This is a genomic window from Mesorhizobium sp. BAC0120 (assembly GCF_033542235.1).
In the GTDB taxonomy this organism is placed as follows: Bacteria; Pseudomonadota; Alphaproteobacteria; order Rhizobiales; family Rhizobiaceae; genus JAWRCU01.
In genome coordinates this window covers 52,761-66,012 of record NZ_JAWRCU010000018.1, presented here as the reverse complement: position 1 = coordinate 66,012, position 13,252 = coordinate 52,761, and the positions used below count along the sequence as shown (strand labels likewise).

The following is a 13,252-nucleotide window of genomic DNA, read 5'->3' as shown; positions in this document are numbered from 1 at the left end:
GATGCATGCCAAGCATGACCTCTCCGGACGGCGGATCGTCGTCGCCAGCCACAATTCCGGTAAGCTCAGGGAGATCGCAGATCTGATCGGTCCGTTCGGGCTGGAGGCCCGCTCGGCCGCCGAATACGACCTGCCCGAGCCGGACGAGACCGGGACGACCTTCGAGGAGAATGCCTATATCAAGGCACACGCGGCTGCCGTCGCCACCGGCCTGCCGGCGCTCTCGGACGATTCCGGAATGTGTGCCGATGCGCTTGGCGGCCAGCCCGGCGTCTATACGGCCAACTGGGCGGAAACCCCCGACGGCAAGCGCGATTTCGGCATCGCCATGCAGAAGGTCGAAGATCTCTTGCGCGAGAAGGGCGCGCTCGAGCCTAAGGACCGCACAGCGCGCTTCGTTGCGGTCTTTTGTCTATGCTGGCCCGATGGTTACGCGGAATATTATCGCGGCGAGGCCGAGGGCCATCTCGTCTGGCCGCCGCGCGGCGAGTTGGGCTTCGGCTACGATCCGGTGTTCATGCCGAATGGCTACGACAAAACGTTCGGAGAGATGACTGCCGAGCAGAAGCATGGCTGGAAGCCGGGTGAAGCGAATGCACTCTCGCACCGCGCTCGCGCCTTCCAGAAATTTGCCCGGGCGAGGCTTGGGTCGAGATGAACGATCCCGGCTTCGGCGTCTATATCCATTGGCCGTTCTGTGCGGCCAAATGCCCCTATTGCGACTTCAACAGCCACGTCCGCCATCAGCCGGTTGACCAGGAGCGTTTCGCCGCGGCCTTCGCGAAGGAGCTCGCCGCCATGCGCGACCGCACCGGGCCGCGTACCGTCACCAGTATCTTCCTCGGCGGCGGCACGCCGTCCTTGATGAAGCCGGAGACAGTCGGTGCCGTGCTCGATGCAGTGGCAAGTAATTGGACCCTGGCAGAGGGCGCCGAGGTCACGCTGGAGGCCAACCCGTCTTCCGTGGAAGCTTCGCGCTTCCGTGGCTATCGCGCGGCCGGCGTCAACCGCGTCTCGCTGGGTGTGCAGGCGCTGAACGATGCCGACCTGAAATTTTTGGGCCGGCTGCACAATGTCGACGAGGCGCTCATCGCGATCGCGCTGGCCCGCGAGATTTTCCCACGGCTTTCCTTCGACCTTATCTATGCGCGCCCTGGCCAGCAGCCCGAGGCCTGGGAGGCCGAGCTCAAGCAGGCCATCGGTCATGCGGTCGACCACCTCTCGCTTTACCAGCTCACGATCGAAGAGGGCACGCCGTTCCATGCCTTGCATGCGGCGAAGAAGTTCGCGATCCCCGAGCCTGACGCGGCCGCCGAGCTCTATACGGTAACGCAGGAGGTCACCGCTGCGCACGGTTTGCCGGCTTACGAAATCTCAAACCACGCCAGGCCGGGCGCTGAGAGCCGCCACAACCTCACCTATTGGCGCTATGGCGAATATGTCGGGGCCGGACCGGGCGCGCATGGCCGTTTCATCGAAAACCGCATGCGCGTTGTGACGATGACCGAAAAGGTGCCGGAGACCTGGCTTAACCTTGTCGAGGCGAAGGGCCATGGCGTAACCGGCGGCGAGACGCTCACCCGTTCTGAAGAGATCGATGAATTCCTGCTGATGGGTCTGCGGCTTGCCGAAGGCATCGATCTTGCCCGTTACGAGGAGCTTGCCGGCAAGCCGTTCAACGCGCCCCGGCTGTCGATCCTGCAGGAGGAAGGGCTGATCGAGCAGATCGGCAATTCGCGGCTGCGCGCAACGCCGGCCGGCATGATCGTGCTGGATGCGGTAGTGGCCGATCTGGCGCGGTAGAGCATGGTCGCGCACCGGATGAATGATGCCACTGCAATTCATCCTGCTCCAGCTTTGCTCAGCTCCGCCCGAAGCTTGTCGGCGCAGGGCTGACGATCGTCATCGCGCCGCCGGCGCCGACTTCGTAGACGGCGTAGCCGCGCTCCGGCGTGCCATTGGAGAGAAAGCGGAAGACCCCCGTATAGCCTGAATAGCCAGCTGGCTCCTCGATCACCGGTCTGGTGAAGCCGGCCGCCCCGTACCGCTTGACGATGCCGGCGACCATGGCGACCGTGTCATAGGCGAGGGCCGAGTTGATGGAGGGATCGGCACCGAACTTCTCGCGGTAGCGCGTTTTGTAGGTCGCGAGCCTGGTCTGATCGGCATCAGCGAACCAGGCGCCGACGAGCGCGGGGTCGGTAAGGTTCGAAGTCGTCCACTGACCCGTGCCGATCAGCTTCTTCGAGGCGAGGTCGACCCCGCTGGACCTCAGCGCCGCGGCGACGGCATTCGGGCTGCTGCCGCCGTCGGGAATGAAGATCGCCTGCGCCTGTCCGGCGGCTTGAGCGATCGAGGATGCCGCGACTTGCAGCGAGCTGTCGTCATAGTCGTAGCGCGCCGACTGGATGAGAGTTCCGCCGTTCGCCGCGAGTGTGCGCTTGAGCTGGTTCTCGGCGACATCACCGGCCGGGCCGTTCGGCAGCAGCGCTACGAAGCTGCGGTATCCGCGCATGATTGCAAAGCTCACGCCGCGATCGACGATCCCCTCCGGCAAAAAGGAGTTGAGGTATGTGCCGCCGCCCGCGACATTGCCATCCGACGAGAAGGCGATGTCGATCTTGTTGGCAGGCCGCAGCACCGTGGCGGCCTGTGTCACCTCGGCGGCAAAGAGCGGGCCGAGCACCGCGGAAGAGCCCTCCGCGCCGGCTTCGCTTGCCGTGGCTAGCGCCTGCTCGGGTTTGCCGGCGGTATCCTTCACCACGAGTTCGATGGTCTGCTGGCCGAATTCCTCGGCCGCCATCTTCGCTGCATTGCGGAACTCGGTTGCTATTCGGCTGCCGTTCCCCGGTGCCGTCATCGGCAGCAGCACGGCGATGCGGACCGGGCCTGTACCGATGATCTCGCCTTTTGCCGGCGGCAGCGTGATGGCCGGGGGCGGGTCGGGTTGCGACGGTTGAGGAAGGCCGAAGGGGACCGTTTCGCAGGCCGACAGCAGCAAAGCGGCGGCGACAGCAAGTCGCGCGGCACGAAATTCCAAACCCATATACCCCTTGCCTGAGCGCCGCACCCATCGAGCTGCGGCCAGATTTTGCAACCGGCGCCCCGACATGTCAAAGAACGCGCATGACCGAGACGGAAAGACGCAGACAGACCGAAGACGAGAAGCAGGTCCGAAGCTTCGTGATCGCGCAAGCCGAGGTAGCTGCGCGCCCGCTGGCGCCTGCTCTTTATCTTGTCGCGACCCCGATCGGCAATCTCGCCGATATCACGATCCGCGCTCTCGAAACACTTGCCGCTGCCGAAATCGTCGCTGCGGAGGATACGCGCGTCACGCGCGTGCTCCTCGATCGCTATGGCATTCGCAAGCGGCCGACGCCCTATCATGAGCACAATGCCGACGAGGCCGGCCCGCGCCTGATTGCTGCTTTGGCGGAAGGCAGGAGCGTCGCGCTGGTTTCGGACGCGGGAACTCCTCTCGTCTCGGACCCCGGCTACCGGCTGGTCGAGCGCGCGCTTGCGGCGGGTGTCAAGGTGATCCCGATCCCAGGGCCATCGGCGGTGCTCGCAGCGCTCACGGCTTCCGGTCTGCCGTCCGACTCCTTTCTGTTCGCAGGTTTTCTGCCTGCCAAGGCGGGTCAGCGAAAGAGCCGGCTCGAAGCGCTGCGGACGACGCCTGCGACGCTGATCTTTTTCGAATCGCCGCACCGGCTTGGCGAGACGCTTGTCGCCATGGCGGAGGTGTTTGGCGAAACCAGGCATGCGGTCGTCGCGCGCGAGCTGACCAAGGCCTTCGAGGAAACGCGCCGCGGCGCGCTCGGCGAACTGGCGGCCCATTATCGCGAGGCGGCGACCCCGAAAGGCGAGATCGTCGTCTGCGTTGGCCCCCCGACGGCCGAACCGGCTCAGGTCGAGGATCTGGATGGCCTCCTGATGGCGCTTTCCGCCGAAATGCCAGCCTCGAGGGCCGCAGCGGAAGCAGCAAAGATGACCGGCCGTGCCAAGCCGGAACTCTATCGGCGGCTGGTCGAGCTCAAGGCGGCGCGCAATGGCTGACGAGGCATCTCGACGCTACGGTGCCTACCGTCGCGGCCATCGTGGCGAATGGCTTGCTGCGCTCGCGCTGATCCTCAAAGGCTATCGCATCGTCGCGCGGCGCTACCGCACCAGGCTCGGCGAGATCGACCTGATCGCCCGGCGCGGGGATCTCGTCGCCATCGTCGAGGTCAAGGCGCGCCCGACACTCGTCGAGGCGATGGACGCGATCGGCGGCTACTCCGAGCAGCGTATCGAGAACGCCGCGGACTTATGGCTCATCCGCCAGCCGGACCACGCACGTCTTTCGATGCGCTTCGACATGGTCGCGGTGCTGCCCTGGCGCTGGCCCGTCCATGTCGAGGACGCGTTTCGGGGCCGAAACTGAGATTCACTAATGTTGATGGCGGCGGGTGACCCGCATGGGAAGCCCACCCTCGGGCTGGGTTGTCAACTTTTGGACCGGCCAGGGATTGGTGTTCGTCACGGTATCGAAGCGATAGCGCGAGAGCAGCACTGCCAGCGCGATGACCGCCTCCTGCATGGCGAAACTGGCGCCGATGCACACCCGCGGCCCGGCGCCGAAGGGCAGATACTGGAAACGATCGATCTTATCGCGGTTCTCCGGGTGGAAACGCTCCGGCATGAAGGCGTCCGGCCGATCCCAGAGCTTGCGGTGGCGATGAATCGTCCAGGGCATCACCAGGACTTGCGCCCCTCTGGGCAGCACGAGATCCCGGTAGCGGTCGGTCTCGATGGGCTCTCGGTTGATCGAAGGGGCAGGAGGATAAAGACGCAGAGCCTCTTCGAAAACGGCGCGGGTGAAAGGCATTGAATCCAGCCATTTGGCCGGATCCTGCTCAGCACAGAGCACTTCCTTCAGTTCCTGCTCCACTCGATCGCGCTCGAAAGGCGCTTCGGCGAGCATATAGATGGTCCAACCCAGCGCCCGCGCAGTCGTTTCGTGGCCGGCGCCGATGAAGGTGATGAGATTGTCCTCGATCTCGCTGCGCGACAGTCCGTCCAGTCCTTCGGCGCGTAGAAGGAGCGTCAGAAAGTCCTCCGGCACGCCGTCGGGATCGCGGGCCATGCGCTCTTTGCGCATCTCCATGGTTTTGGCGACGATCCCGCGGAAATAAGACATCGTCTTGCGGCCGCGCAGATGGGTTATGCGCGGCAGCCAGTCCGGCGCGCGCAAGAGGTCGAGCGGGTCGACCCGGCCCATGGTCTCGAACAGCCGATCGATCTGGTGTTCGAAGTCGCCGGGGCCGCCGGCTATCTCGCCCGAAAACAGCGTTTCAGCCAGGATCTCGTAGGTGAGGGTGGTCATGTCGCGCGAGATGTCGACGGTCTCGCCGAGCACCGCCTCGTAGCGCCCGGCGAATTCCTCGGCGCGTTTGAGCATGGGCTCGGCAAAGCCGAAGATGTGGCGCGGCGTGAAGACCGGCGCCATCGCCTTGCGGGAGCGGCGCCAGATCTGACCTTCCGCCGTCAGCAGCCCGTCGCGCAGGATCGGCCGCAGCACCTTCTGCCGGACGGTGGCAAGCTTGTAGTTCCTGGCGTTGTCCACCAGCACGTGGCGGATCAGTCCGGGATCGTTGGCGATCACCAACGGCCCGCCGATGCCACCCACCGAAATCCATGGTTCGTTGTAGGAAGGCTCGCCCCACAACTCCAGCGGGTTGCGGTACACGATCCGGATCATCTCGAAGAAAGAGGGCGGGGAACTGCGCGGCTTCGGGGCCGGCGGGATGAAAGGGGCGGGCGTCGTATCCATCGGAAACTCCGGACAGAGATAGAATCTAATGCGCGTCCATCGAGGCGTCCATGTGGCCGGTTTGATCGGGCGCGTTTGCCCCTCCACCATGCTTCGCGTGGTCCCCCTCTTCGCAGAAGAGGATCCGAGCAGCGACCGGCCGCAACGGGGATCCTCACCCGTTTACGGGAGAGAGGACCACGCGAAGCGTGGCGGAAGGGGGCCGCGCCGACTCTCGGCTGGCGCTCAACCTGTCGCAAAATAAGCGTTTTTTGCCCCTATTTCGGGTCTCCCGATTTGGAAAAATCGGCCCGAACGCCTATATCTGTACCATCTGGCGGCGCTTGATTCGGGGCCGTTTTAGGCGCGGCGGGTGCGGCAAACTACAGAAAGCTATTCATGAACGAAACGTCGGGAATTCCGAACGGCGAACCGGCCGAATACGGTGCAGATTCCATCAAGGTTTTGAAGGGTTTGGATGCGGTCCGCAAGCGGCCGGGCATGTATATCGGCGACACGGACGACGGCTCCGGCCTGCACCACATGGTTTATGAGGTCGTCGACAATGCGATCGACGAGGCACTGGCCGGCCATGCCGACCTGGTGACGGTGACGCTGAACCCGGACGGCTCCTGCGCGGTGAACGACAACGGCCGCGGCATCCCGACCGCGCTGCACCCGACCGAAGGCGTCTCGGCGGCCGAGGTCATCATGACCCAGCTCCATGCGGGCGGGAAGTTCGACCAGAATTCCTACAAGGTCTCCGGCGGCCTGCACGGCGTGGGCGTGTCGGTGGTCAATGCCTTGTCGAGTTGGCTGAGGCTGAGGATCCGCCGAGATGGCCAAATCCATGAGATGAGCTTCACCAATGGCGACGCGGACGCGCCGCTCAAGGTAACAGGCACCTATGAGCCGAATCGGCAGCCGGGCACCTATGAAGGCCGCAGCGGGAGCGAGATCACCTTTCTGCCTTCGCCGCAGACCTTCACGCAGGTCGAATTCGACTTCGGCACGCTCGAGCACCGCCTGCGCGAGCTCGCTTTCCTGAATTCCGGCGTTCGCATCATCCTGATCGACCGGCGGCATGCCGATGTGAAGCAGGTCGAGCTCCATTACGAGGGCGGACTCGAGGAATTCGTCAAATATCTGGACCGAGCCAAGAAGCCGCTGATCTCGGCGCCGATCTCAATCCAGGCCGAGCGCGAAGGCATCACGGTCGAAGTCGCGATGTGGTGGAACGACAGCTACCACGAGAACGTCCTCGCCTTCACGAACAACATCCCGCAGCGCGACGGCGGCACGCATCTCGCCGGGTTCCGCGCTGCGCTGACGCGCCAGGTGACCAGCTACGCGACCAATTCGGGCATCTCCAAGAAGGAGAAGGTGGAGCTCACCGGCGACGATTGCCGCGAGGGGCTGACGGCGGTGCTGTCGGTCAAGGTTCCGGACCCGAAATTCTCCTCGCAGACCAAGGACAAGCTGGTCTCCTCCGAGGTGCGTCCTGCGGTCGAGGGGGTCCTCAACGAGACGCTCGGCACGTGGCTCGAGGAGCACCCGGCCGAGGCCAAGGTGCTGGTCGGCAAGGTGGTCGAGGCCGCCGCGGCACGCGAGGCGGCGCGCAAGGCGCGCGAGCTCACTCGCCGCAAGGGCGTTCTCGACATCACCTCGCTGCCCGGCAAGCTGGCCGATTGCCAGGAACGCGATCCGGCGAAATCCGAGCTGTTCATCGTCGAGGGTGATTCTGCCGGCGGCTCGGCCAAGGGCGGCCGCTCGCGCCAGAACCAGGCTATCCTGCCGCTCAGGGGCAAGATCCTCAATGTCGAGCGGGCCCGCTTCGACAGGATGCTTTCCTCGGAGATGATCGGCACGCTGATCACCGCGCTCGGCACCTCGATCGGCAGCGACGAGTTCAATATCGACAAGCTGCGCTATCACAAGATCATCATCATGACGGACGCCGACGTAGACGGCGCCCATATTCGCACGCTGCTCTTGACCTTCTTCTTCCGGCAAATGCCGACGCTGATCGAGCGCGGTCACCTCTACATCGCGCAGCCGCCGCTCTACAAAGTCTCGCGGGGCAAGAGCGCGCAATACATCAAGGACGAGGGAGCGTTCGAGGAATATCTGATCTCGTCCGGCCTCGACGAGGCGTCGCTGACGCTGTCATCGGGCGAAGTGCGGACGGGGCGTGACCTGCATGCCGTGGTCGAGGATGCGCAGGCCGTGCGCTCGCTGATCAACGGGCTGCACTCCCGCTACAATCACGCCGTGGTCGAGCAGGCCGCGATCGCCGGTGCGCTCAATGCTGAAATCGCGGCCGACCCGGCGCGGGCCACGGCTATGGCCGAGACGGTCGCAACGCGCCTCGACGCGATCGCGGAAGAGACCGAGCGCGGCTGGACCGGGCGCGTCAACCCCACAAACGATCCCTCGAGCCTCTCCGGCGGTTACGTCTTCGAGCGCACCGTACGCGGGGTGAAGGAGTTCGCCCAGCTCGACATGGCGCTTCTGAACTCTGCCGATGCACGTGCGATCGCCCGCTATGCCGGGAAGCTCTCGGAGATCTATGCGGCGCCGCCCGTGCTGAGGCGCAAGGACGATCAGCAGGTGCTGTCCGGACCGATCGCGCTGCTCGACGCGGTCTTCGCGGCCGGCCGCAAGGGCCTTAGCATGCAGCGCTACAAGGGGCTCGGCGAAATGAATGCCGAGCAGCTCTGGGAGACGACGCTCGACCCGAACGCGCGCTCGCTGCTGAGGGTCACGGTCTCCGATGCCGTGGATGCCGGCGATCTCTTCACTCGCCTGATGGGCGACGAGGTCGAGCCGCGCCGCGAGTTCATCCAGGAGAACGCGCTGTCCGTCGCCAACCTCGACGTGTAGCGCGCTGACAAAGCCGCCCTCAGCTATTCAAGGTCTCCATGCAGCAAGATTGCGCTCAGCCCATTCTTCCGAAGGGCTATTCGGCAGTTCCGGACGGACATATCGCTGCAGTCGTGACCAGTCTGGAAATGCTCAAGCGTCCCGAATGCCTCGCCCAGCGCAGGTTCCCGCCCGGCTTCTCTCTGGTGTCTCTTGGTCAACCTTCCTTGGACAGATACCGCGCACTCTATCGTGAGGTCGGTGAGGATTGGCTGTGGTATTCCAGGCTGGTGATGCCCGATGACGGACTTCGGGCGATCCTCGACGATCCTCGCGTAGAATTTTTCGCCCTCCAGGACGGAAGGCGCGATGTGGGCATCCTGGAACTCGATTTCCGGGAGCCAAATACCTGTGAACTGGCATTCTTCGGCCTGGCGGGCGATGCCATCGGCAAAGGTGTCGGGCGGACCCTGATGAACGAGGCAATCAAACGCGCATGGTCGCGGCCCATCGAGCGTTTTTGGGTGCATACGTGCACGCTCGACCATCCGGCGGCGCTGGGCTTTTACGTCCGCTCGGGCTTCACCCCCTGTGGATTTCAGGTCGAGGTCGATGTAGACCCTCGCTTGACCGGGGTCATACCTCGGCATTGCGCGCCGCATGTCCCGCTCATCGATTAAAAGATTCCGTCGCCGCCTGGAGGTGTAGCGCACGCCTCAGTGGTTCCAGGCACCTGCGGCGCCGCCGGTCAGAACTTATAGCCGATTGAAAACTCGCCGGTTTGGGTCGTGCTGTCGGCTCCAAAGCTGCCGCGATAACCGCCGCTGAAGGTCAGGCCTCGGTCGAAGGAAAGGTCGAGCCTGGCTTCCAGTGCGAGGCGGTTGCCGTCGAGATCCACGCCCGAGATCGTGTATCCCGGTCCGACGACGAAAGCCAGGCTCTGGTCGGGCGCGCCGCCAAAGCCGCGCTCGTAGGCTGCGCCCACTTCGGCGCTGAGGCGCGCCTCGCCATCGAGTTGCCATTGCTGGCCGAGAGCCAGGCCGGCGGCCAGTGTCCCAGCGGCGTAGTCTGCCGGATCGATGGTGAGGTTCAGCACACCGGCGCCCGACTCTGTCGCGCCGTTGCTGTGCACATAAGCCGCGTCCACCCCGGTGAAGGGCGAGACGGTCAGGTTCCCGACCTCGAGCCGGTACCGGGCCGCAGCCGACACGCCGAGGCTCTGTGCGCCATAGCTGGCGGTGGCCGTGCCACCTACGCCGCCGATGACCGCATCGCGGCTGGTTTCCAAATTGTGCAGCCCGAAATGCGTGGCAGCCGTCAGCAGCAAAGGGCCGCTTTCCATCGCCGCGTAGACGCCGACATGACCGCTATCGACCTCGGCATCCGACGAGAGCTGCGAAGCCCGCGTGTGCACATAGCCGAAGGCGAGGCCCGCGGAGAAGCCCGAATCGCTTTCCAGGATTTCGGCTCCCGCCGCAACACCGCCGAGCGTGAGGTCGAGATCTGCAGCAGCGCCATCGCCATCGATCGAGGCGCTGCCGGCGATCATTTGTCCCCACAGGCCATGGGCTGCGCCCGATGCGGCCGGAGGGAACGGCGCGCCGGTCCCGCGCACGGCCAAAGGAGTCGAAGCATAGGCCAGCGGCTCTCCGGCGGGCGTGACTGTCGGCGGCAGGCCGGCATGCATGCGCAGTACCCGGCCGAAGCCGATGCTGGAGTTCGCGAGCGCCGTCTGCAAGTCCGCATAAATCTCGCCCGATGCGGCGTCGAAATCGGCTTGCGCCTCCTCGGCTGTCCGGGCGAACAGGATGCTGTTGTAGACGCTCTGGGCATCGGGATCGGAACTCCCGCCAAAAGCGAAAAGGCTGCGGGCAACTGCCGCTTGATTGGCGGTTGCCGCCGCGCTGTCGAACGAGGTGACGTCGGTCTCGATCGCCACCTGTGTCGGCGTGTTGGCAAAGGCGAAATCGAGGAATATGGAGTCGAACCGCTTCTCGATCCGATCGAATCCGCCCTGGAGCCCGCCGGCGGCATCCAGGATAACGAAACGCTGTCCGTCGACGAATACCCCGCTCGAGGGAACCGCATTGACGACGACCGTGCCTCCATCAACCGCGGCACTACCGGCCGCGATCCTGTCGGACTTTCCGTTCGCCGCTACATCGACAAGGAAGCGGCTGCCGGCCCCGAAATCGGCTGAGCCTTGGGACGTGAGAAGGCCGATTTCGCCCGCCTTCCCAGGCGCTGCCGTCGCACCCGAGCCGAACACGAAGGAACCTGCGGTGCCGTCGCCGGCGAGGGTGGCTCCGGAGCCGACGGCAAAAGTCATGCCCGGCAGCCGCGCGTTCAGCGCCACAGTGCCTTGGTCCACCGCAAAATCGGCGACGCCATTATTGCTGCCCGTCAGCTCGAGGACCGAAGTGCCCGTCTTGGCGAAGGCGTCGAAGCCTAGGAAATCCGCACCCGGAACCCCTGTTCCTCCGATGTCGACACGCGTCATGTCGAAGGCCATATCCGCGCTTCCGGTTCCGGCAGCCGAACCGCCGAAAGCCAGCGTGTCGAAGCCGAGACCGGCGTCCACCTTGCCTTTCACCTCCCAGCCCGGTTGCAGCTCGAGCCGGTCGTCGAAGACATTGGCCGTGTCGAAGCGGATCGCGTAACCGCCGCCTCCCATTACGGATCCGGCCACCGTTACATTGGCCTGGCCGCCAATCTCGATCGCGTCGTCGTCGGTAGTCGTTCCCTGGCTGGTGACGGTCGCGCCCCTGAGGATCGACAGCCGGCTCCCCTGGCCGCCCGAAAGAAAGATGCCGTCATCCCCCGAACCTAGGACATCTCCACCGATGGTCACCGTCGTGGCGCCCGTGCCCGTGTTGACGGCGCTGATGCCGCTAACGCCCTCGATGGTCGACCCTGCGGCCGTGGAAACTGTGAGATCGGTGGCGGTGACTCCATTGCCGACATTGACGGCTACGCCGTATGTCGATGTGATGTGGCCGGCCAATGCAACCGTCGTGCCACCTGTGCCCGTGTTGAAAGCCGATATGCCGGCCAATCGGCCGCTGATCGTGCTTTGGGCTCCCGCGGTGACAATCAGATTACTTGCGCCGGCGCCGTTAAAGGCCCGCACGCCCGAGTCGGTAGTGCCGATCACGTCTCCGTTGACGAGGATCTCCGTCTCGCCTCCGGCATCGTTCTGCGCGTTGATGCCGTATTTGTTGCCCGCGACGCGCCCCGATCGGCCAACGGTCACGGCGATACCCGCGGCGCTGCCGGAATTGTGGACGTAGATGCCGTGCTCCAGGTAGGCGCTCACATTGCCGTTGACGGCAACGGTCGAAACCCCGGTCCCGCCGTTCGAGACGATGATGCCGCTCGAACGGCCTTCTATGTTGCTGCCCGCCTGCGTGATGACCGTGGCATCTCCGGCGTTCGCTCCATTGCTGACGACGACAGTGCTGTCGAACGTATGGTTGGACAGAACGTCGCCGCTGACCACGACCAGCGAGTCGCCCCGCCCGCGATTGTCCAGACTGATGCCCCTGGCTCCGGTAACCACCGAACCGGCAGCCGTGGTGATGACGAGGTCCCCCGCGTTGTTCTGACCCCGCAGCAGGACGCCGTACTGGCCCGTGCCGGTGACCTTGCCGCCGACATCGATCCGCGCCGTCCCCGACCCGACGTGCCTGGCGAAGATGCCTGTAAGGCCCAGGACCTCGGAATCGGCGCCGGTCGTGATCGACATGTCGCTGCCGAGCGGGGTGTTGATCACGGCGATCGCCTGTCCGGCGGACCCGACATAGCCGTCGACTTTCACGACCGTCGGACCGCTGCCGGTGTTGATCGCAGAAAGCCCGGATGTATCGCCCGTGATATAGGCGTTTTTCCCGGCGGTGATGAAGAGGCCCCCGGCGCTCGCCACGCTGCGCGCACTGAGGCCGACATTAGTGCCGATAGCCGTGCCGTCGAAGTGGATCGTGGCTGCGCCATTGCCGTAGTTGACGGCGTTGATGCCGTATCGCCCGACAAAATAACCGCTTGTCTCGACGAACACCGAGCCGGGCGTCGTTCCGATATCGCCCGTCGAGATTATGCTGAGGCCATTGGTCTCGCCGGAAAGGACAACATAGCTGCCGGGTGAGCTGACGAACCGGATATCGCCGCCGCCGGATATGGAAATAGCGTTGCCGCCGTTTCCTCCCTTGACCGGATCGGTCTCGATGACCACCGAGTTTCCCGCCTCGACGTTCGCATTATCTGATATGATCGACTGGGTGTCGCTGCTGGTCCCTTCGCAAAGATAGTGCGTGCCACCCGCCGGCAGGCATATTGGTTGCGCATAGGCTTCACGCCCATATTTGGCAGAGCTTCCTGCCAGAAGCGAAACGGACAAGAGAAGCTGCCTTCGGCGCATCGCGTCGATGCGCAACCGGTCCATGGCCAGAAACGTCATTGCCCACCCTGGTTACAGAAACCGGCCGGGTGTCGACGCGACCCTCAGCCCCCTACCATGTAGAACCATTTTTTCGATAACTCGTAAAGGGATTGGATGCCCTTTGATGGCTTTGCACACGCCACATATACGCGTGTTGCCGCCAG

General features: G+C 64.5%; 9 protein-coding genes. 6 read left to right on the top strand and 3 right to left on the bottom strand.

What is annotated here, in order from left to right; translation table 11 throughout:
• Position 1 precedes the first annotated feature (1 nt).
• Entirely contained in the window at positions 2 to 658 is a 657-nt protein-coding gene (rdgB, locus tag SAZ10_RS28095; RefSeq protein ID WP_318612747.1) for an RdgB/HAM1 family non-canonical purine NTP pyrophosphatase, read from the top strand.
• Positions 655 to 1,803 carry a radical SAM family heme chaperone HemW gene (gene hemW / locus SAZ10_RS28090; protein WP_318612746.1) on the top strand — a complete coding sequence of 383 codons (1,149 nt, stop codon included), beginning with the start codon at positions 655 to 657 and terminating at the stop codon, positions 1,801 to 1,803. The genes rdgB and hemW overlap by 4 nt, the downstream gene beginning before the upstream one ends.
• Before the next feature lie 58 nt (positions 1,804 to 1,861).
• Here the strand turns inward: hemW and SAZ10_RS28085 are convergent, their stop codons facing one another.
• Positions 1,862 to 3,046 carry a penicillin-binding protein activator gene (locus SAZ10_RS28085; protein ID WP_318612745.1) on the bottom strand — a complete coding sequence of 395 codons (1,185 nt, stop codon included), beginning with the start codon at positions 3,044 to 3,046 and terminating at the stop codon, positions 1,862 to 1,864.
• Positions 3,047 to 3,126: 80 nt separating this feature from the next.
• Here SAZ10_RS28085 and rsmI point away from each other — a divergent pair, with 80 nt between their 5' ends.
• Together rsmI and SAZ10_RS28075 are read left to right on the top strand one after the other, a co-directional pair.
• Positions 3,127 to 4,056, top strand: coding sequence for a 16S rRNA (cytidine(1402)-2'-O)-methyltransferase (gene rsmI, locus SAZ10_RS28080; RefSeq protein ID WP_318612744.1), 930 nt, complete (start codon positions 3,127 to 3,129; stop codon positions 4,054 to 4,056).
• A complete protein-coding gene (locus SAZ10_RS28075) occupies positions 4,049 to 4,423 on the top strand; it encodes a YraN family protein (protein ID WP_318612743.1) in 375 nt (124 codons plus the stop codon). Before rsmI ends, SAZ10_RS28075 begins: the two co-directional genes overlap by 8 nt.
• Positions 4,424 to 4,429: 6 nt before the next feature.
• Here the strand turns inward: SAZ10_RS28075 and SAZ10_RS28070 are convergent, their stop codons facing one another.
• Complete coding sequence (locus SAZ10_RS28070; protein WP_318612742.1) at positions 4,430 to 5,812, bottom strand: cytochrome P450; 1,383 nt, start codon at positions 5,810 to 5,812, stop codon at positions 4,430 to 4,432.
• A gap of 378 nt (positions 5,813 to 6,190) precedes the next feature.
• On the opposite strand from SAZ10_RS28070, the gene gyrB reads away from it, so the two are divergent.
• Positions 6,191 to 8,674: a DNA topoisomerase (ATP-hydrolyzing) subunit B gene (gyrB, locus tag SAZ10_RS28065; RefSeq protein ID WP_318612741.1), complete on the top strand. Its 2,484-nt coding sequence runs from the start codon at positions 6,191 to 6,193 to the stop codon at positions 8,672 to 8,674.
• 38 nt (positions 8,675 to 8,712) lie between these two features.
• Positions 8,713 to 9,333, top strand: coding sequence for a GNAT family N-acetyltransferase (locus tag SAZ10_RS28060; RefSeq protein WP_412535311.1), 621 nt, complete (start codon positions 8,713 to 8,715; stop codon positions 9,331 to 9,333).
• 68 nt (positions 9,334 to 9,401) lie between these two features.
• On the opposite strand, the gene SAZ10_RS28055 is transcribed toward SAZ10_RS28060, so the two are convergent.
• Positions 9,402 to 13,106, bottom strand: a complete 3,705-nt coding sequence (locus SAZ10_RS28055; protein ID WP_318612738.1) for an autotransporter domain-containing protein — start codon at positions 13,104 to 13,106, stop codon at positions 9,402 to 9,404.
• Positions 13,107 to 13,252: the final 146 nt, after the last annotated feature.

Coding starts and splice junctions, on each gene's coding strand:
- rsmI (WP_318612744.1), top strand. CDS start 3,127: ATGACCGAGACGGAAAGACGCAGACAGACCGAAGACGAGAAGCAGGTC.
- SAZ10_RS28055 (WP_318612738.1), bottom strand. CDS start 13,106: ATGACGTTTCTGGCCATGGACCGGTTGCGCATCGACGCGATGCGCCGA.
- rdgB (WP_318612747.1), top strand. CDS start 2: ATGCATGCCAAGCATGACCTCTCCGGACGGCGGATCGTCGTCGCCAGC.
- hemW (WP_318612746.1), top strand. CDS start 655: ATGAACGATCCCGGCTTCGGCGTCTATATCCATTGGCCGTTCTGTGCG.
- SAZ10_RS28060 (WP_412535311.1), top strand. CDS start 8,713: ATGCAGCAAGATTGCGCTCAGCCCATTCTTCCGAAGGGCTATTCGGCA.
- SAZ10_RS28075 (WP_318612743.1), top strand. CDS start 4,049: ATGGCTGACGAGGCATCTCGACGCTACGGTGCCTACCGTCGCGGCCAT.
- SAZ10_RS28070 (WP_318612742.1), bottom strand. CDS start 5,812: ATGGATACGACGCCCGCCCCTTTCATCCCGCCGGCCCCGAAGCCGCGC.
- SAZ10_RS28085 (WP_318612745.1), bottom strand. CDS start 3,046: ATGGGTTTGGAATTTCGTGCCGCGCGACTTGCTGTCGCCGCCGCTTTG.
- gyrB (WP_318612741.1), top strand. CDS start 6,191: ATGAACGAAACGTCGGGAATTCCGAACGGCGAACCGGCCGAATACGGT.